Here is an 18,986-nt window from a genome sequence, read left to right as displayed (position 1 = left end):
TTACACCTCCGGGCTGAAAAATATTTTTTATTTTTGTTACCGCAAGTTGTAACCTATTTACCCGGCTTGCGTCCATTAAGTACAATGGAATTGTATACCGATACATATTACATACAAAGGATACAAGCAGGGGACGTGGCATGTTTCGCTTGCCTTTTGGACAAGTATAGCCGTCCGATTCACTCGTTGATCCTCAAAGTGGTACGAAGCCAAGAGGAGGCTGAGGAGTTGGCGCAAGATACGTTTATGAAGGTATTCAAAAACCTAGCCTCATTCAAAGGGGATTGTAGTTTCTCCACATGGATTTACCGGATTGCCTATAACACGGCGATATCATCGGTCAGGAAGAAGAGATATGAGTTTCTAGCGATTGAGGAGACTACACTTGAAAACGTATCGGAGGAGGAGGTCACGAACCTGTTCGGACAAACCGAATCCACGGAACAGGTTCAAAGATTGGAAGTCGCCCTTGAACAACTTCTACCGGACGAACGGGCCTTGATCTTGCTCTTTTATTGGAAAGAAAAGACAATAGAAGAACTGGTCTCTATCACCGGCTTGACCGCCTCGAATATTAAAGTCAAGCTACATCGCATCCGAAAAAAATTGTTTGTATTATTAAAAGGAATGGATCATGAGTAAGATAAACACAAATAAGGAACAACCCGATTTATTGGGGGATTTATTCAAACGCATACCGGAGGAGGAGCTTCCCGCCTCGTTCCGTTCGAACGTAATGCGACAAATCATGCTTGAGTCCGCAAAGGCGAAGAAACGTGACGAACGGTTCAGCCTGTTAGCAGCGATCGTGGCCTCGCTTATCATGATTTCCCTTGCGATCGTATCTTTCGTATATATGGAGATACCCAAGATAGCCGTCCCCACGATAAGCACATCGGCCTTGGCTTTCTATTTATACATAGGGGCCATCACGCTCATACTTCTATTGGCGGATTATAAATTGAGGAATCTATTTCACAAGAAAGGATAAGCACGAAGCGAGCTCCGTCCGTATACGAGGAATCTATGGACAAGGAACCATTCAGCCGCTCGGCGATCAAAAGACAGATAGAAAGCCCTAAACCCGCACCGGGTTTGTAATCATCCAGCTTCTCAAAGCGATTGAATACCGCAGCTTGTTTTTCAAGGGGAATACCGGCACCCGTATCCGTAACGGCTATGCATACCTTTTCCCGATCCGGCGCAAGTTGGAACGATAGGTTAATCTCACCTTTCTCCGTAAATTTAGCGGCGTTTGTCAACAGGTTTGTCAACAGTTGTTGCAGGCGCAGATTATCTACATGTACCACGATTGGTTCCCCAGCGGGAGAAAAAGTCAATTTAACCCTATCCGGCATCCGGTAGCGCACACTCTCCAATGCCATTTGGCAACACTCCAAAAGCGGATAATCCTTGATATTGAAATGAAGGTCTCCGGTCTCCATCCGGGATAAATCCAATACATCGTTTACCAGATTCAACATCAAATCCGTATTATTCCGGATGATAGACGAATATTCCTCCCGCTCTTTCGCATCGGTAGAAGGTTCCACCAGCAAACTGGAGAAACCTACGATCGCATTTAACGGGGTCCGGATCTCATGGCTCATATTAGCGAGAAAAGCACTTTTCATCAGGCTGGCCTCTTCCGCACGGGTTTTCTCCTTCATCAATCGTCTTTGGGATTCCAAAAGCAAGTCTTTCTCTCGCTGTAATTGGTTTTTCAAGGATCGTAGATGGCGGTAGTATAAAAACGAGATATAGAGGAGGATCGATAACACGACCGATATGGATAGGATAAAGATCAACAAATCTTGTTTCCGGGCGATACGTCGCCCGGCCTCCTCCAACTCTGTTTCTTTCAATTCCTTTTCGTGCAACTCATACAAGGTCCGCAATTGATTTACCTGCCGAAGAAAAGAAGTTCCCCGCCTTTTCGTCAGCGTTCTATAAAGTTCATCATATAGAGCCATAACCTCCTCGAGTCGGCCCTGCTCCTTTAAGATATCCGCCTTGAACTGAATATCTTCGGGTAATCGCTCTGTCTCCAACACTTCATTTATATAACGCAGTGCCAACGGGATATCTCCAGCCGCCTTATAATAACGAGCCTTAACCGCTAGATAAGTATTGATTGCATAGTCCTCCTCTACCAAACTATTGCCGACATAGGAAGAGGCTTTATCCAACGCTTTCTTGGCATTTGCCAAATCTCCTTTCGAAAGATAAAAGCTCGTGTAAAAAGAATAAAGCAGCCAATACTCCCGCTCTAGTAGCAAAACATCACCTTTTTCTTGATTAATCTCATATTGCTCATCCAGCAGGGCTTTATATTGTTCCAAGATTCGTTCCGTCAACGTATATTGTTTCGTTCGGACACTACTTTCCAATTGATAAGAAGTTAACCGGATTTTAGTATCCATGATATCGGGAACATCTTTTATATCGTTCAATAAATCCAAACCTTCCTGAAAAGAGACTACGGCATCGCTATCCCTACGGATACGTTGGTAAATCAGCCCTAAAGTCTCCGAACAGCGAAGCAAGCCGTATTTATGATTCAGATTGCTCGCCAACCGATACAGATCCATCGCCTCACTCATTGCCAACTCATAATTCCCTAGCCAAAGGAGATCTTGACTGGAATAACTCTTCACCTCAAACAAGACATACGGATATTCATGGCGGGCCTTCGCCATAGAATCTACGATATTACAGCAATAGACCAAACTATCACGCTTAGACTGATTGTAATAATACTCGGCCATACCTTTCAATCCTCTATATGCGATAGATATGGAATCCACCGCCATCGCGTTCTCATAAAGACGTTGATAATAATCTTTCATTTTGGGATCTTGCCGATAAAGCAAAGCCAACCGCTGCAATATAGGTAAAGTAGACGCTATCGTCGGGCAGCCCGGTAATACCCTCTCCAAGCTGTCGATCTCTGTTAAACGATCCTTGCCGGGAGGAGGCGTGGAAGATTTCATCGAGCCGCAAAATACAAGGGAGATCATAATAACCACCCCTATACGTATGGATATCCCGTTATCGAATAGATTCATCAGCCTCATATAGGGGTTTCAATTAAATTCGTTGGATGTATAAAGACAAACCGGGCGCCGCCCTTATAAGAGACATCTACAGATAAAGAACCTTTAAGCTGTTCCGAGATGATCTGGCAAACAGAAAGTCCTAAACCGGTACCTTGAACAAAGTCGTCTAATTTCTCAAAACGCTCGAATATCTTCTTACACTTATCCTCAGGGATTCCACAGCCCGTATCCGTAACGAAGAAACGAACCTCACCTTTGCTCTCATCCACGGCAAATGAGAGATTAATCTCTCCCTCGGAAGTGAATTTAGCGGCATTCGACAACAAATTTGTCAACAACTGCTGCAAACGCAAGGCATCCGTTTTTAAAGTATAAGATTCTGGCGAGGAAGTAAACGTCAATCGAACCCCGGGTTTTACACGATGACGAATCGAATCCAACACTTTCTGACAACAAGAAACCAGATCATTAGGCTTAACGCTGAACTTGATCTTGCCGGATTCCAGACGGGATAAATCCAGAACATCATTCACCAGATTCAACAGCAACTCCGAACTATGATTTACCTCCCCGGCAAACTCAATCTTTTCCTCCTCACTATATTCGCTAATCGCTAATAATTCAGAGAATCCGACAATAGCATTCAACGGCGTACGTATCTCATGGCTGATACTAGCGATAAAGGCACTTTTCTTCTTGTTCGCCGCCTCCGCCTCTTTCGCCACGACACGAAGCTGCTTCTCCGAAGCGATCAAGGAGTCTTTCTCTTGAAGCAACTCATTTTTCAACCGCTTGGTATGCATATAAATACGCCATAATATATAAAGTAAGCCCGTCAAGACCAATAGAAGACCGATAGATACAGCGATCTGCCTCTGCTTCAAAACTTCTTGCTCTGATCTCAACTTCAACTCTCGATCTTGCTTTTCCAAATCATTCAAGTCATTCAGGATGCGGAGTTGTTCGATCTGCCGGTCAAAAGCTTCCGTATTGATCATTTCCGTCTTATTAATGATCTCCTCATAGATAGCGATCGCCTCTCGCAATTGACCGGACGATTGCAAGACCGCCTTCTTCATCTCCAACTTATCCAGATCACGGTTGATTTTTAAAGCCAGATTGACGGCGGACAACGCATGCCTATAATCTTTCTTCTTCCAATAATAAAATGATTTTGTCCGGAGATATTGAGCCTCCACCCTATTCCCAAAAGAACTATCCAAATAAGCGGTTGCCTTATCCAGATACGTCTGTGCCTTTTGCAAATTCCCTTTCATGGTACATAGCTCGCAGAAATAACAATTTACCAAACAACGATAACGATCTACCGGGAAAATCGTCCCTTCTCGATCATACCTCCTCTCCAATGAATCCAATAAAAACTCATACTGTTTCAAAAGCGCCTCTGATTCGGATAAACGCCCTAACAGTAGGGTCGACTCCAACATATTAGATAAATACATAATCCGAAAACTATAGCTCGCCTTCTCCTCTTTCAATAAATACAGGCCTTTTTGGAATATCTCTACCGCATCGCTATCTCTTTTAATCCGTTGGTAAACCATTCCTAAATCACGATAAGCCCGCAGTAAACCATAATCGCTCTTACTATCCCGGGCCAGATCCATATATCGCATGGCCCTATCCATAGCCAACTCATAATTGCCGGACCATAGATAATCCTGACAAACCAAGCTACCGGATAAAAACAACCCTCTGGGACTCTCATGCCTTTTTGAGGCCAACGAATCCAATTGCCCCACCCAATATAATAGGCTATCTCTATTTTCCACATTATAATAATAACGACTCAAGCCAGCCATCGCATCGTACACGATCCCGATGGAATCCAAAGGCATCGCGATATCGATTATCTCTTTCAACGCTAGTACCTCCTCCGGCAATTGCCAGTACAAGCCGATTAATTCTTTAAGAAGGGGTATCTTATCCTGAGGTTTTTGGATACGTGATAAAGATTGGCGTATGCTATCCGCACGAAATTTACTCACGGCATTCTGCGCACTTGTGCCCACCGCAAACAAAATCCACACTATTCCTATAAAAGTATTGACGCTGGACTTTCTTAAAAATCCTCTACTCATTGATTTATCGCTTACAATTCGCAAACTTACAAAATAAATATCAATAAAAATCAACAGTTTTCCGTAATTACAGCCAACACGACCCAAATGAATGTTTTTACCCCTCAAAACTCTTGTCAATCAGAAAAAAAGCATTACCTTTGCCCCGATTTTTGAGAGATGACAACATAAAGTCTAACTTACTAATTAAAACAAACTTAGTATTAACAATTAAAGAATGGAAAATTTAAAAAACATCCAGCCAGTTGAAGATTTCAACTGGGACGCTTTCGAGCAAGGCGAGACTTACACCGAAGTAAGCAAGGACGATCTTGTAAAAACGTATGACGAGACCCTGAACACGGTAAAAGACAAAGAAGTGGTTATGGGTACCGTTACTTCTATGAACAAACGTGAGGTTGTTGTAAACATCGGTTTCAAATCTGACGGTGTTGTTCCTATGTCCGAGTTCCGTTATAACCCGGATTTAAAGATTGGTGACGAGGTAGAGGTTTACATCGAGAGCCAAGAAGACAAAAAAGGACAATTGATCCTTTCACACAAGAAAGCACGCGCTACACGTTCTTGGGATCGTGTTAACGAGGCTCTTGAAAAAGACGAAATTATCAAAGGTTACATCAAATGTCGTACGAAGGGCGGTATGATCGTTGACGTATTCGGTATCGAAGCGTTCTTGCCGGGTTCTCAGATCGATGTGAAGCCGATCCGCGACTACGATGTATTTGTAGGTAAGACTATGGAATTCAAGATTGTTAAGATCAATCAAGAATTCAAGAATGTTGTTGTATCTCACAAGGCTCTTATCGAGGCTGAGTTGGAACAACAGAAGAAAGATATCATCTCCAAATTGGAGAAAGGACAGGTATTGGAAGGAACTGTCAAGAACATCACTTCTTACGGTGTATTCATCGACTTGGGTGGCGTAGACGGTTTGATCCACATCACAGACCTTTCTTGGGGACGTGTTTCTCATCCGGAAGAAATCGTTCAGCTTGATCAGAAGATCAATGTTGTTATCTTGGACTTCGACGACGAGAAGAAACGTATCGCTCTTGGCTTGAAGCAATTGACTCCGCACCCATGGGATGCTTTGGATACGAACTTGAAGGTTGGTGACAAGGTTAAGGGTAAAGTTGTCGTTATGGCTGACTACGGTGCGTTCATCGAGATCGCTCCGGGCGTAGAAGGTTTGATCCACGTTTCAGAGATGTCTTGGACACAGCACTTGCGTTCCGCTCAAGACTTCATGAAGGTTGGCGACGAGATCGAAGCCGTAATCTTGACTTTGGACCGTGACGAGCGTAAGATGTCTCTTGGTATCAAGCAATTGAAGGCTGATCCTTGGGAAAACATCGAGGAGCGCTTCCCGGTAGGTTCTCGTCATGCGGCTAAGGTTCGTAACTTCACTAACTTCGGTGTATTCGTAGAAATCGAGGAAGGTGTTGACGGCTTGATCCACATCTCTGACTTGTCTTGGACGAAGAAGATCAAACATCCGTCTGAATTCACTCAGATCGGCGCTGAGATCGAGGTTCAAGTATTGGAAATCGATAAGGAAAACCGTCGCTTAAGCTTAGGCCACAAGCAATTGGAAGAGAATCCTTGGGATGTATTCGAGACAATCTTCACGGTTGGTTCTATCCACGAAGGTACAATCATCGAAGTATTGGATAAGGGTGCCGTTATCTCTTTGCCTTACGGCGTAGAAGGTTTCGCTACTCCGAAGCATCTTGTAAAAGAAGATGGTTCTCAAGCTCAAGTAGATGAGAAACTTTCATTCAAGGTAATCGAGTTCAACAAGGAAGCTAAACGTATCATCCTTTCTCACAGCCGCATCTTTGAAGATGAGCAAAAAGGCGCTAAGGCAACTTCTGAAAAGAAGGCATCCTCAAAACGTGGCGGTAAAAAAGAAGAGGAATCTGGAATGGTAACCGGTCCGGTTGAAAAGACTACATTAGGTGACATCGAGGAATTGGCAGCTTTGAAAGAAAAACTTTCTGGTAAGTAATTGATCCTTCTTTGAGATATAATAAAAGGAGATATCTGATTCAGGTATCTCCTTTTTCTATGTTATTCCTACTGCGGCTTATTTAAGAAAAGCATTCTTCCGTGACACGTGTCTCACATGGCTCGGAAATACCCAACAAATCATTGATCTCCTTTCTTTTCTCTAAATCCGTAAAATAAGCCTCTACAACTTTATAAATATCAAAACCTCCCGTAGAACCGGCTGCCAAGTTTAGTGACTCGACTAATTTGCCTGTAGCTTTATGAATCTCTGCTTGTTTCAGCAAATGAAATTCATTCCCGTGAATTAATTGATTCTTTCCCATGATGTTCCAATTTTAGGTTATACAATATATTACAAAGGATTTCTATTCCTGTCCTAAAGATACAAATATCTTATATATGACCTAATACTTTTATCTATTTTTAAATCGGTTCATCTATTTTATCAGTCGAAAGGTAAAGTATGTCTCTACATTCCATTAATTTTGCCAGAAAACTAAAATGAAAAAGTTAGTAATATTCGATCTTGACGGAACATTATTAAATACGATCGCCGATTTAGCCCATAGCACGAACCATGCGTTGCGGCAAAACGGTTTTCCGACGCACGACGTAAAGGAGTATAACTTCTTCGTAGGAAACGGCATCAACAAATTATTCGAACGCGCGTTACCCGAAGGTGAAAAGACGGCAGAGAATATACTAAAGGTAAGGGAAGAGTTCTTGAAGCATTACGATCTGCATAACACGGATCGCAGCGTTCCATACCCCGGTGTCCCTGAGTTATTAGCCTTGTTGCAGGAAAGAGGGATAAAACTGGCGGTCGCTTCTAATAAATATCAAGCCGCTACCCGTAAGCTCATCGCCCATTTCTTTCCTTCCATACAATTTACGGAGGTTCTCGGACAGCGTGAAGGAGTAAAGGCGAAGCCAGATCCCAGTATTGTCAATGAGATCGTAGAACGAGCGAGCATATCCAAAGAGAGCACTCTTTATGTCGGTGATTCGGACGTAGACATGCAAACCGCCATCAACAGCGAAGTGACCTCCTGTGGGGTAACATGGGGCTTTCGCCCTCGTACGGAATTAGAGAAATACGCACCCGATCATATAGCGGAAAAGGCAGAAGATATACTCAAGTTTATCTAAAAGACGATCTAAGCCTGTCGTGCGAGGCAATCCTTCCCGTTCTTGTCTCGCACGCTTGTCCTTAACCTTAATTACTAATATTTCCTAACACATATTCCATCCAGCTCGCACAGCCCTTAGAATACAAGTTATCCCTAACATCACCTCAACCGTATTTGCAAAAAAGTATTAGACCTACAAACAAAAACATCCAATAGCGGTTATTTTTCAAGGTATCATTTAAGCCAAACTTTAAAAAACGCCAAAACGAGACCTATATTTCTGTAATATTATACCAAACAACCACTAGATAAATATAGTAAAAGACGAAGTTATAATTTTACATAAGAAACATAGACAAAAAGAATGTCGGGAAATATTAAAAAAATAGTTGAGCCGAATAGTGGTATTGATTATTCTTTGGAGAAGGACTTCAAGATCTTTACACTTTCCAAAGAACTTCCTATTACCACTTACCCTTCTTATATAAGATTAGGGATTGTCATCTATTGTGTAAAAGGAAACGCTAAAATTGATATCTATTCCAACAAGCACATTATAACCCCCAAAGAGCTCATCATCATCTTGCCGGGGCAATTGGTCGCATTAACGGACGTTAGCGTAGATTTCCAAATCAGATATTTCACGATCACGGAATCCTTTTATTCTGATATATTAAGCGGTATCAGTCGTTTCTCGCCACATTTCTTTTTCTATATGAGGCAACATTACTATTTCAAGATGGAAGACGTGGAAACTCTTTCCTTTGTAGACTTCTTTGAATTACTTATAAGAAAAGCCGTCGATCCGGAAAACCAGTATCGAAGAGAGTCGGTTATACTCTTACTTCGCATATTATTCCTTGATATATATAACCATTATAAAGTCAATTCTTTAGACAGTACGGCAACGATAGATGTACACAAGAAAGAACTGACCCACAAATTCTTTCAATTGGTCATGAGTAATTACAAAGTGAACAGAAGCGTGACGTTCTACGCGAACTCTCTATGCATCACCCCTAAATACTTGACCATGGTTGTTAAGGAGGTAAGCGGCAAATCCGCCAAAGATTGGATTACGGAATATATGATCCTAGAATTAAAAGGATTACTCACCAACTCCACCTTGAATATCCAAGAGATTGTTGAGAAGACGCAGTTCTCGAACCAATCCTCGTTGGGACGCTTCTTTCGGAGGCACACGGGCTTATCGCCTTTGCAATACAGGAAAAAATATTTAACAACAGAGCAAAGAACAAACTTCTCAAAAAATAATACGATATGAATAAAAGTCAGCTAATCGAGGAATTATCGAAAAGAGTCGGTAATGACAAAGAAGAAATCCGGTACATATTGGAAGAACTGAATAACATCATCTTAGAGAAAACGAGAGCCGGAGAAAAGGTATGTATACAGGGTTTCGGTGTTTATACTCCCCGCTTACAGACAAGCAGGTTGGCTAGAAACCCGAAAAGCGGAGAGACTTTAATGTTGATCCCTAGAACCATTGTCCATTTTAAGTGCGCACCAAATTTGCTGAAAGAGATCAATAAATAAAAAATAAAGGGTCGGCTCCACCGGGAACCGACCTTTTCGTCATCCCATTAATGACATACCAAAGACAACATTCTATAATCTACATCAATATCTGTCGAGCATATTTCACGCAAGTGCCTACCTCTTTCACGGAGTCAGACCAAGGCTTGATATCATATTCCAGTTCTATATCGCAATAGATAGGCCATTTCTCTTGTTTGATCAACAAGAGCACGTCTTCCAACGGCATCTCCCCTTGTCCCCATACTTGATTCGTATTCGGCTGGTCCCCTGTCGTAGGCCCCGTCTTATCTTTCAAGTGGATACTATAGATCCGATCATGATATTTCTTGATCATCTCATTCGGATGGATACCTGTAGAGCCAAAGAAGTGGCCCGCATCAAAATTCAACATAATAGAAGGAGAGATCGCTAAGATCGGATCGCAACTAAAGCCTTCTTCGGCATATTGCATATGATTATGGAAAGCCATATACATCCCATGCTTCTCGGCAAATGGAGCGACTCTTTTCGCCGTCTCCAAATTAATCTCGTCCGTCACGGCTTTAGCGCCCATGGCCTTGGCCACCTTGAAGGCATAATCGACCTCTTCGTCCGATCCCATGCCGGAAGGTTGCATTTTCACGATATGCACAGATATCCCAGCGTCGCTCAACAACTTACGGGCACCTTCCACCTTCGATAGATCCAGCCCGAGACGCCACGCTTTCACCTCTTCCTTATATTTATCGATCTCAGCCTGCTGCTCCGGAGTAAACTTCGGGGGACCCATCCGACGAGGAGCCGCAGGTTTCTCACCCGGTTTCGCCGCAGGTTGAGGAGCTTGCCGACGGAAGAATTTCATCATCGGATTCTCCGGAGCTCCTAAATAAGCTTCCAGATCACCTCCCATCAACTCAATGGAACTGATATTCGCTTCTTGGCAATACTTGATGATATTCTCCAATCCACCCGGCATGGAACGCCAACTATAAGTGATCGTGCCGATTTGCACGCCACCGAACTTCGAGTTAACCTTGCCTGCCTCCGCCGCCGTATCAACCGGAGCGGGAGCCGCCACACTCTTCCCCGTACAAGAGAAAGCACTCGGAAGGAAAGACGCGGCCGCCAAAGCAGCGACCGATCTTCCTAGAAACTCACGTCTGGACTGACCATTGTTCACATCTTTATTCATAACCATTCAATTTATAAATTAATCTTAACCCTTAGAAGAAAGTCCCTTACAGGCTCCAACCTTTACGATACTCATAGTGGAAATAATCGTTCGCTTCCGGACAATTCGTGATTCTCATATTCTCTGCGTCATATTCCAACGTAAGATCCAACCGTTGCGCGGCGACAGCGATATTCGTCAGCAACATAATCTCCGTCAATTTAGCGGATACCTCAAAATCATTAGCGGCTTTGCGACCTTCCTTTATCGCCTCGATAAAGTCCACATAAATATTACTCGGTCGCTTTAATGTCTTCTCCGGAGCTACGAATCCCGGTCTTTCCGGTATCAGTTGCGGCTCCGCTCCATGGGTACCATGCATGATCAAGCCTTTATCGCCTATATAAAGCGCTTCCCTTAACTGGCGGTTCGGTTCCAACTCCGCCGGACGAGCCGGTTTTATACCCCCATCACTCCAAGTTACCTTTACCGGAGGCATATTCCCACGAGCCGGGAACTCATACGTCACGCATTCCGATTGTGGCAGATAGTCCTTATTGTAAGGGGTGGAAGTAGCTTGTATTTTTGTGGGCATACCCAAATTAAGCGCCCAAATCGGAGCGTCGAAGGTATGGGCTCCCATATCCCCCATAGCGCCTGTACCGTAATCCCATAACCCACGCCAAGCGAAATGAAGCATCTCCGGATTATAAGGTTTATCAGGAGCCGGTCCCAACCACACGTCATAGTTAAGATTAGACGGTATATCCACTCCCGCCGGACGATCAAAATAACCTTGGCGCCACATCGGACGGTTTGTCCACAAATGAACTTCCCTTACGTCTCCGATCACGCCACCTTGGATCCATTCGACCGTCTGCATAGTTCCTTCAATATTATGCCCTTGGTTACCCATCTGGGTAACAACACCGGTTTGCTTTGCCAGATCCCTCAAAAAACGGGTCTCATAAATCGTCTTAGCCATCGGCTTCTCTACAAATACATGCTTACCAGCTTTCATCGCATAAGCGGCAATAACCGCATGGGTGTGGTCCGGAGTACCGATCAATACCGCATCGATCTCTTTCTCCTTGTCGATCATTTCCCGGAAATCGGTATACTTCTTCGCTTTCGGGTATCCCGCTAAGATATGTCCGGAGTAATCGTGGTCTACATCACATAGCGCATAAATATTCGCATGCTTAAACGATTGTTTCTCCGCATCTCCCATTTGCACAGGATTATCCGACGCTCTTCGTTCCTGTCTGGGTGGCTGGATGCCCGCATAAGGTTGCATCAGCATACCGCCTCCACCAAAAGGTCTCCTTTTAATTGGTACATCCGGAGTAGCGATATTCTGTATATCGCCACCACCTTGGCTACCCACACCGATACCGGCCAAATTGACCATATCGCTAGGTGCCGTATAGCCCGGTCCACCCAAAACGGAACGAGGTACGATTGTAAACGCCGCCGCTGCAGCTACTGTACCTAAGAACTCCCTACGTGTGAAGTTCACCGAATTCTTGTCAGACATAGTGTTACTCATAGTATTAAATTTAAAGTCGAAAAAAAAATATATATAGTAAAACACAACTTCGCTTCCTCGTGCGAAACAACGAGAGCGAATATAGGGAGGAGCAGTAAACCATGAGTTAACGAACGCTAAACAAGGCATTAACCTAGGGCTAATTTAAGGCAAATTTCATATCCTCACAAAGCATAATTCACGCAATAACAGCGACATAAATAAATCAAGAAATATTTATAAAAATCTTCGATAAGTCAGAGGCATAGCACCTGCCTCTCTATTCGAAAGGATCGCTATCAGTGGGGCGCATACATTTGCCACTGTAATGGCAGAGGAGTGCCACACGGATGGCACAGGCATGCCATAACGGTGGCACGGTCTTGCCACAACGATGGCACAGGTGTGACAATAGCAATGGCACAGTCCTGCCAATGAGCAGGCACACTATAATACTTACTGGGGAGATTGCTGACTCATCAGCGGAGACGGTACGACCTGCTCAAAAGAAGAGGGGAAAGCCTCGCCATACATCTCTTGGTATAAAGCGCAAAAGCGGTCGTACACATAACGGGCCAATTTAAAGTTGTTCTGGTAAATCAAGGCTTTGATCTTATAGAGCAAAGCCTCCTCGTTGCAAGGATCGTTCAGAAGGATCTGGTCTGCTATCTGGATCACCCGATCCGCCTCATCCTCGATCGAGTAAGTGTCGATAAAGCGAGACAAGACATCCACCGTACTATTACAGATATAACTTTTAAAATCATCCATCCAATCAAACGATTCCCCTTTGAACACTTCTCCTTTGCTGATAATATCATAGAAATATTCAAAGTCCGGCTGAGTCCGTACCCGTTTATCTTTCAGCCAATCCAAACAAGCCAAATAATCGCAATAGACATCTTCCGAAAGCTGGAGAATATATCGATTCGCGTTAAATAGAACCTCGACCGTATCGATACGTTCCAATATCTTCCGGAGTTTCAATATAGATACGCTTCGAAGGCTCTTCGTACTTTTCGAGGGGTTGTCATTCCCCCAAATCATCCGTGTCAAGTCCTTGCTCGATATCCCGAAACCTCCACGGGAAGAGTGAAGCATAATCAAGATAAACAGCTGTTTTAATTTTGGGGTAAATAGAGAGGTTATATCATTTCCATCCCGGTCCAACACATAGAACTCTCCAAACAATCGGATATAATTGCGCAGAACCGGAACCTCCTCAATCTCCTCCGGCATCTCTCGCGAAGAACGATCCGGCTCCTCGATTCCTTCCTCGATTCCCTCCTCCGCGACCGTTCCCGCATCAGCCTCATCCTGCCTTGGCTTTTCTTTCACCTTCCGATAGCCTAGATAAGCTATCGAGACCAGAGCCATCAAAATCAACCCAATTCCAAGGATATCCAACCAAGTAATCGCATTCGATATATGTAAATCTAATAACTGGTTGCTCAATCCCAATATCTCCTTATCGCTCAACACACGAGACCAAATACAAAGATTATCCAGCACACCCACGAAGTTCGAGGACTGGCTGAAATTCACGAAACCGACATATAAGCTATCACTACCCAGATAAGCCGGACGATCAAAAGAGATCGCGTCCAGTTTTCCATTCACGAATATAGCCTGCTCCCCATTCCTTTTATTATACCGCCATACGACATTGTACCATTTGCCCGGCTCGATCTCCGTGTTACCAACCAGATCGTTGTTAAAGAATCCCATATACGGTTTCCGGTTCCGTATCAACAGATGCAACGCTTGTTGATAAGTACTGTTCTTAGCTCCCAGAATACAATAATCCTCCTTCTCCGGCAGGTACTTAGGTATTTTCAACCAAACGCCGACAGTGAAATCATGATCCCGCATATGAAGTTCCGAAGCGGTCGGTAAATCCACACGGGCCTGATTCTCCAAGGAAGCGACCTGTCCCCGTATAGGGTCCTGAATAAACTCGACATTCCTAGATACCGTGAGATTATGATTGGACGAACCATCTTTCTCATCGCCCTCAAACGGTAAATAAATCTCTATATCCTCGTCAATCCGCAAAGGTCTAGCCTTAAAATCGCTAGCGAAAGCCTTCCTTTGGGTACCGGAGACATAAACCGTAGCCGGCTCTATCCTATAGCCCGGAGAGATCGGGGAAAGCATCAACTCGGCCCCGGGCTCTAGCGGAAAGCAATATTTACCCGTCGTATAATTAGACATCCCATCCCAATTCACGTAGTTAAGCAGCTCATTGTTATTCGTAACCGCGCCGTAGATGATATCGAAATTCCGAAAAGTAACCAACGAGACATCCAACCACGCGTAATACTTATCTACCAAGATAAAATTGGGAACCCTTCCATCCCGGATCCACGCTCTTTTAAACGATTCAATTAAATAGGGCGTCTGCCGGGCTAAAGCCGAGATATCATTGCTATTCCCCCGAGAAGTCTCCAAGAACTTATATCCGGTAAATAAAGACAAATTCTTTTTCAGCCGCTCATCAAAACTCTCAACCCCTTCCGGTTGGTTGCCCCAATCAGCGTCCGTATGCTCCACGAAATCCCTCATATTATGCAACCATGAAGGACTGTTCAAATGTTTCTGAACCTCGAAAACGACCAGTCGCTTTCCGGAACTCAACATATCCTTCAGGGATGGCCATCCGTTTTTCGTATCATACTCAAGTACATACTCCATCAAGCCTATTTCCTTAAAAGAGGATTCCAGCTCCGTCTCTACATAGAAATCAAGGAAAAGCGTCATAACCTTAGTGGAGTCCGCATCCAAGGCCGTCTTAATGGCTTCCAATGACTCACTAAAAGGGGTAAACGTACCATCAGGTTTCCTTAGTAACAATACATTTGTCTCCGTATCCCGCTTCAAATAGAAATAAAAGCCTTCGATCTGCTTCCGCAACAACTCGTCCAAAGAAAGTTTTTCCGGGGAATTGGAGGATAGACAAGAATAATTAGATAGGATGTAGACGCTCTCGTTATATAAAAGACCGGCCTCTACATCCTCTTGACGTTGAGAAACCAGACGTTGTGCCGAAAGTAATTCCGGCATAGTGATTATAAGGCTAACAATTAAACATATATAACGAAACCACGCTATCATCGTATACAATATCTTAATTATAAGATCATCCAAAAATAAAGCTTTAATATGACATGACAATGTTTTTAGATTATTATCTTCGCATCAAAATAAAGCGAAGTCATATGGACATACTAGAAATAGCGCAAAAGCAAGATCCTCTCTATCCTACCTTTGAGCAAATATATACGGCAAGTTTCCCTCTATTTGAGCAACGAACAGAAGAACAACAAGAACAGGCCTTCCAATCTCCCAACTATCATCTAGTGGCTTATCTGAAAGATAACCTCTTTATCGGCTTTATCTCATACTGGGATTTTAGCACCTATGTATATATCGAACATTTCGCCATTCATGAGAACTTTAGGGGACAAGGATACGGCGGTTTATTGCTGGAGGATTTTAATAAACGCCTGAATAAGATTATCTTATTAGAAATCGATCCTATTACGGATGAAACTTCCTCCAAGCGATTAAAGTTCTATAAAAAATGCGGCTTCTTCGAAAACCATTACAACCATTTCCATCCCCCTTACAGAAACACCTATCGAGGGCATGCGTTAATCATCCTGACAACAGAGAGGCAAATAACTGAGGATGAGTATATTCAATTCGGTTTCGACTTGCGGAATATTGTCATGGCAAATTAAGAAATAAATATAAAAGCCCCGATCGTTTCTTCGATCAAGGCTTTATTAAATCACCAAAAGCCGAAAATAATGAACTAAGGAGGACAACACCCTTCTTTTCGTAAATTTTCGCATACATCCCGAATAACCGCATATGGCTTTTTATCATAGCCACTGTCAAAAAACTTTTCCATGGCTTCGACTGTATCCAGATAAAGCCATGCTCCTTTCTTCAAGCAAATCAATCTTACGAAACGTGCCTCTATCAGTTTCTCTAACTTCATATAGGCTAAAGTATCATAAAAATATTTCACCAAACGTCTCGCCTCGTCATACTCAAAGGCTTTCGGCAAATTATTTTTCATATCACTCTCCCATTGTTCCAACCGATATACCCCCCGCTTTATATCTTTCAATTTACGTAAAGCCAATTTCATATCCTCCTTCGCGTATTGTGAGATAAAGAACAGATACATATCCGAGGTATTTTTAGTGGTAGCCTGTCTTAAAGCATAAAGAGACAAAAGCACACTTAATACACTAACCACCAAAGCTGTTATATTCCATATATCTTCCATGATTTATCATTTAAAGAGTTTATAAGCCTTTATTCCCCAATCCGTACACCTCCAATGATCACCCTCGCAATCAAATATACAAACCCCGCCTGTCGGGACCTTAATATCATGTGTCGCACAGAAATCCTCATAATCTCCCAAAATATAGGGGGAGAAACGCATCACTCCATTGGAAGAGACTAGTAACCAAGTCTCACCATCAGGGATACTAGCCGCCAAATCCTGCCAACCGCTTATCAGTTTCTCTACATCTACGTTCCATCCTAACGGTACCACAGCCTTCTCATTCCATTGGGCGATCACGGAAAGTCCCCTTTCCACGATCCGATCTTCCGTTAGGTCTTTCCGGTCCATTCCCTCCTTTTCTAAATAGAGAGATCCCAAACGTTTTATTACATGATCTTCTACCATATTCTCATCCGGCCCATAATCAATCTCTTTAAGACGTAAGTCTTGAATGATAGGCAAATCCACATTCATTTCCTCCAAGATATAGTTAGCGGTCTCCAATGTGCGTTTTAAGGGGGCCGAAATCACCTTGTCGATCACAATCCCCTTTTCACGTAAATAACGTCCCGCAGATCTAGCTCGTTCCTCCTCTACCAGAGGCAAATCAGTTCTAGCTCCAACCCGAGTCGGAGTCTCTCCCGCACGAAACGTATTACCATGCCGTACGATCACAAGTTTTCTACATTTTTCCATGGTTGTATTAATTTAAAGTCATCTACTATTTTTTGATATTCAGGTAACAAATCTATCAAGCAATCCCAACGTTTTTTTACTTGCTCCTCCGGGAAAAAACGATTCCTCCGAGCCAATCTTTTGATAACCATTTCTGGTGTCGCATCGATGCACACCATATGAATCCGATATCCAAGACTCTTTATCTTCTTATACAAATCCACATGTTCTCTCAACGCATTACTATGTTCAAATAAAATAGGCCACCCATTCCTCAATCCCAACAAAAGAAGACGGTAACCTAAAAAACGAGCAGGAAGTTCCCAACGTAAGAACGCTTTCTCCCTATCTAGCGAGTAATCCGCTTGATACCCGGATAATGCCTCCATGATAGCGTCGAAAGCGATATGCAAACAAGGTCCATTCTCTGATAGCCATTTCTCCGCCCAATACGATTTACCGGATGCGGGTATACCACATATATTCAAGAATAAGGGTGATTCCGATGCCCGTATATCCACCTTTTGGCTGTCTACCCAACAGGCAAATTCCATCCATACCGGACCAGCCTCACAGCCAGGAGGTAGAACTTCCTCCAAAGTATGGTAAGGAAATAAAATAGAATCTACGATTCCTTCCAAGTCACGAAAGATCAAACTCTCCATATTTCTCAAGTATTTCCTCAACCCGTTTAACATCTTCCGGAGAATCAACCCCGCTTGTTGTCTCACGTCCCCGATAATCAACGTCTACGACCCTCATTTTGATACCATTCTCTAAGAAACGCATCTGTTCCAATCCTTCTATATAAGAGCGTTCATACACAGACGGAGGTAATGAGAAATAAGACTCAAGGGCTCGACCGCTATACGCATATAAACCCACATGCCGCCTGACAGGGCTTTTAGGCAAAAGATCCCTAGCCTGATCCTCCTTACGGATAGCGGGTATGGTTTGTTTCGAGAAAGCTAAGGCATATCCCAGCCGATCCACCAATACCGTCGTGCCAGAATAAGGGGTTTCCTTTTTCATCGCCAGTAATTGATCGTATTCGCTCCATCCCAACAAGACCGAGGCGGTAAGGACATCCGCCTTCTCCTTTCTCCATGTATCGATCAGATCTTGCAAGATCCAAGGAGGACACGTGGGATTATCGCCTTGCAGATTTATTATCAGTCCGGGATTGGTGTCCTGTTTCCTTGCCGCCTCATAGCAACGTTCCGTACCACTTTTACAATTCGTGGAAGTCATCATCACCGGAATCTCCCGGGATTCGCAAAACGAGACGATGCGCTCATCATCCGTAGCTACCAAATAAGAACAAGACTCATTTTTGCGACATACAAAATCCGCTATATCCGAGACCCGTTTTATCATCTCTATACCTTTAATCTTAACCAAAGGCTTACCCGGCAACCGGCTTGAACCATATCGAGCCGGTATTACAATCAGTACTTTTTCCATAA

17 protein-coding genes are annotated in these 18,986 nt (G+C 43.4%); 7 read left to right on the top strand and 10 right to left on the bottom strand.

Going from position 1 to position 18,986, the window contains the following annotated elements:
• Positions 1 to 84 precede the first annotated feature (84 nt).
• Both D7V92_RS10645 and D7V92_RS10640 read left to right on the top strand, forming a co-directional pair.
• Positions 85 to 642, top strand: coding sequence for an RNA polymerase sigma factor (locus D7V92_RS10645; RefSeq protein WP_036615402.1), 558 nt, complete (start codon positions 85 to 87; stop codon positions 640 to 642).
• The gene (locus D7V92_RS10640) at positions 635 to 991 is read left to right on the top strand and encodes a hypothetical protein (RefSeq protein ID WP_005866723.1); all 357 of its coding nucleotides are present in this window, start codon (positions 635 to 637) and stop codon (positions 989 to 991) included. The genes D7V92_RS10645 and D7V92_RS10640 overlap by 8 nt, the downstream gene beginning before the upstream one ends.
• On the opposite strand, the gene D7V92_RS10635 is transcribed toward D7V92_RS10640, so the two are convergent.
• Together D7V92_RS10635 and D7V92_RS22450 are read right to left on the bottom strand one after the other, a co-directional pair.
• Entirely contained in the window at positions 936 to 3,077 is a 2,142-nt protein-coding gene (locus tag D7V92_RS10635) for a HAMP domain-containing sensor histidine kinase (protein ID WP_121772848.1), read from the bottom strand. The two genes, D7V92_RS10640 and D7V92_RS10635, sit on opposite strands and share 56 nt — an antisense overlap.
• Positions 3,074 to 5,161: a HAMP domain-containing sensor histidine kinase gene (locus D7V92_RS22450; RefSeq protein WP_233572833.1), complete on the bottom strand. Its 2,088-nt coding sequence runs from the start codon at positions 5,159 to 5,161 to the stop codon at positions 3,074 to 3,076. Before D7V92_RS22450 ends, D7V92_RS10635 begins: the two co-directional genes overlap by 4 nt.
• Positions 5,162 to 5,378: 217 nt before the next feature.
• Here D7V92_RS22450 and rpsA point away from each other — a divergent pair, with 217 nt between their 5' ends.
• A complete protein-coding gene (gene rpsA, locus D7V92_RS10620) occupies positions 5,379 to 7,169 on the top strand; it encodes a 30S ribosomal protein S1 (RefSeq protein ID WP_005861137.1) in 1,791 nt (596 codons plus the stop codon).
• Positions 7,170 to 7,251: 82 nt separating this feature from the next.
• Here the strand turns inward: rpsA and D7V92_RS10615 are convergent, their stop codons facing one another.
• Positions 7,252 to 7,494, bottom strand: a complete 243-nt coding sequence (locus tag D7V92_RS10615) for a hypothetical protein (RefSeq protein WP_005861135.1) — start codon at positions 7,492 to 7,494, stop codon at positions 7,252 to 7,254.
• A 178-nt stretch (positions 7,495 to 7,672) separates the two neighbouring features.
• On the opposite strand from D7V92_RS10615, the gene D7V92_RS10610 reads away from it, so the two are divergent.
• The 3 genes from D7V92_RS10610 (at position 7,673) to D7V92_RS10600 (ending at position 9,858) form a co-directional block, all read left to right on the top strand.
• Positions 7,673 to 8,320 (top strand): HAD family hydrolase, encoded by a 648-nt coding sequence (locus D7V92_RS10610; protein ID WP_011966915.1) that lies wholly within the window; start codon positions 7,673 to 7,675, stop codon positions 8,318 to 8,320.
• A 345-nt stretch (positions 8,321 to 8,665) separates the two neighbouring features.
• Positions 8,666 to 9,586, top strand: a complete 921-nt coding sequence (locus D7V92_RS10605) for a helix-turn-helix domain-containing protein (protein ID WP_005861131.1) — start codon at positions 8,666 to 8,668, stop codon at positions 9,584 to 9,586.
• Entirely contained in the window at positions 9,583 to 9,858 is a 276-nt protein-coding gene (locus D7V92_RS10600; RefSeq protein ID WP_005861129.1) for an HU family DNA-binding protein, read from the top strand. The genes D7V92_RS10605 and D7V92_RS10600 overlap by 4 nt, the downstream gene beginning before the upstream one ends.
• Positions 9,859 to 9,937: 79 nt before the next feature.
• Here the strand turns inward: D7V92_RS10600 and D7V92_RS10595 are convergent, their stop codons facing one another.
• From D7V92_RS10595 to D7V92_RS10585, 3 genes are all read right to left on the bottom strand, one after another.
• A complete protein-coding gene (locus D7V92_RS10595; protein WP_121772859.1) occupies positions 9,938 to 11,032 on the bottom strand; it encodes a sugar phosphate isomerase/epimerase in 1,095 nt (364 codons plus the stop codon).
• Positions 11,033 to 11,078: 46 nt separating this feature from the next.
• The gene (locus tag D7V92_RS10590) at positions 11,079 to 12,548 is read right to left on the bottom strand and encodes a Gfo/Idh/MocA family protein (RefSeq protein WP_121772847.1); all 1,470 of its coding nucleotides are present in this window, start codon (positions 12,546 to 12,548) and stop codon (positions 11,079 to 11,081) included.
• A 447-nt stretch (positions 12,549 to 12,995) separates the two neighbouring features.
• Positions 12,996 to 15,686: a LamG-like jellyroll fold domain-containing protein gene (locus D7V92_RS10585; protein WP_005861122.1), complete on the bottom strand. Its 2,691-nt coding sequence runs from the start codon at positions 15,684 to 15,686 to the stop codon at positions 12,996 to 12,998.
• A gap of 71 nt (positions 15,687 to 15,757) precedes the next feature.
• On the opposite strand from D7V92_RS10585, the gene D7V92_RS10580 reads away from it, so the two are divergent.
• Positions 15,758 to 16,282 carry a GNAT family N-acetyltransferase gene (locus D7V92_RS10580; RefSeq protein ID WP_121772846.1) on the top strand — a complete coding sequence of 175 codons (525 nt, stop codon included), beginning with the start codon at positions 15,758 to 15,760 and terminating at the stop codon, positions 16,280 to 16,282.
• Positions 16,283 to 16,356: 74 nt separating this feature from the next.
• On the opposite strand, the gene D7V92_RS10575 is transcribed toward D7V92_RS10580, so the two are convergent.
• From D7V92_RS10575 to D7V92_RS10560, 4 genes are read right to left on the bottom strand one after another with little or no spacing between them, the layout of a single operon-like run.
• Positions 16,357 to 16,839: a hypothetical protein gene (locus D7V92_RS10575; RefSeq protein ID WP_005861117.1), complete on the bottom strand. Its 483-nt coding sequence runs from the start codon at positions 16,837 to 16,839 to the stop codon at positions 16,357 to 16,359.
• A 6-nt stretch (positions 16,840 to 16,845) separates the two neighbouring features.
• Positions 16,846 to 17,541: a histidine phosphatase family protein gene (locus D7V92_RS10570; protein WP_121772845.1), complete on the bottom strand. Its 696-nt coding sequence runs from the start codon at positions 17,539 to 17,541 to the stop codon at positions 16,846 to 16,848.
• Positions 17,517 to 18,185, bottom strand: a complete 669-nt coding sequence (locus tag D7V92_RS10565; protein WP_034532113.1) for an AAA family ATPase — start codon at positions 18,183 to 18,185, stop codon at positions 17,517 to 17,519. Before D7V92_RS10565 ends, D7V92_RS10570 begins: the two co-directional genes overlap by 25 nt.
• The gene (locus D7V92_RS10560; protein WP_011966922.1) at positions 18,163 to 18,984 is read right to left on the bottom strand and encodes a manno-octulosonate cytidylyltransferase; all 822 of its coding nucleotides are present in this window, start codon (positions 18,982 to 18,984) and stop codon (positions 18,163 to 18,165) included. The genes D7V92_RS10565 and D7V92_RS10560 overlap by 23 nt, the downstream gene beginning before the upstream one ends.
• Between the last annotated feature and the right edge of the window lie 2 nt (positions 18,985 to 18,986).

This window comes from Parabacteroides sp. CH2-D42-20 (genome assembly GCF_003670185.1).
Classification (GTDB): Bacteria; Bacteroidota; Bacteroidia; order Bacteroidales; family Tannerellaceae; genus Parabacteroides; species Parabacteroides distasonis.
The sequence above is the reverse complement of the archived record's forward strand: the minus strand, read 5'-3'. Positions and strand labels throughout refer to the sequence as shown.

Bases quoted from the DNA above. Each gene is read 5' to 3' on its own strand.
- D7V92_RS10645 (WP_036615402.1), top strand. From the start codon at position 85: ATGGAATTGTATACCGATACATATTACATACAAAGGATACAAGCAGGG.
- D7V92_RS10640 (WP_005866723.1), top strand. From the start codon at position 635: ATGAGTAAGATAAACACAAATAAGGAACAACCCGATTTATTGGGGGAT.
- D7V92_RS10635 (WP_121772848.1), bottom strand. From the start codon at position 3,077: ATGAGGCTGATGAATCTATTCGATAACGGGATATCCATACGTATAGGG.
- D7V92_RS22450 (WP_233572833.1), bottom strand. From the start codon at position 5,161: ATGAGTAGAGGATTTTTAAGAAAGTCCAGCGTCAATACTTTTATAGGA.
- rpsA (WP_005861137.1), top strand. From the start codon at position 5,379: ATGGAAAATTTAAAAAACATCCAGCCAGTTGAAGATTTCAACTGGGAC.
- D7V92_RS10615 (WP_005861135.1), bottom strand. From the start codon at position 7,494: ATGGGAAAGAATCAATTAATTCACGGGAATGAATTTCATTTGCTGAAA.
- D7V92_RS10610 (WP_011966915.1), top strand. From the start codon at position 7,673: ATGAAAAAGTTAGTAATATTCGATCTTGACGGAACATTATTAAATACG.
- D7V92_RS10605 (WP_005861131.1), top strand. From the start codon at position 8,666: ATGTCGGGAAATATTAAAAAAATAGTTGAGCCGAATAGTGGTATTGAT.
- D7V92_RS10600 (WP_005861129.1), top strand. From the start codon at position 9,583: ATGAATAAAAGTCAGCTAATCGAGGAATTATCGAAAAGAGTCGGTAAT.
- D7V92_RS10595 (WP_121772859.1), bottom strand. From the start codon at position 11,032: ATGAATAAAGATGTGAACAATGGTCAGTCCAGACGTGAGTTTCTAGGA.
- D7V92_RS10590 (WP_121772847.1), bottom strand. From the start codon at position 12,548: ATGTCTGACAAGAATTCGGTGAACTTCACACGTAGGGAGTTCTTAGGT.
- D7V92_RS10580 (WP_121772846.1), top strand. From the start codon at position 15,758: ATGGACATACTAGAAATAGCGCAAAAGCAAGATCCTCTCTATCCTACC.
- D7V92_RS10575 (WP_005861117.1), bottom strand. From the start codon at position 16,839: ATGGAAGATATATGGAATATAACAGCTTTGGTGGTTAGTGTATTAAGT.
- D7V92_RS10570 (WP_121772845.1), bottom strand. From the start codon at position 17,541: ATGGAAAAATGTAGAAAACTTGTGATCGTACGGCATGGTAATACGTTT.
- D7V92_RS10565 (WP_034532113.1), bottom strand. From the start codon at position 18,185: ATGGAGAGTTTGATCTTTCGTGACTTGGAAGGAATCGTAGATTCTATT.
- D7V92_RS10560 (WP_011966922.1), bottom strand. From the start codon at position 18,984: ATGGAAAAAGTACTGATTGTAATACCGGCTCGATATGGTTCAAGCCGG.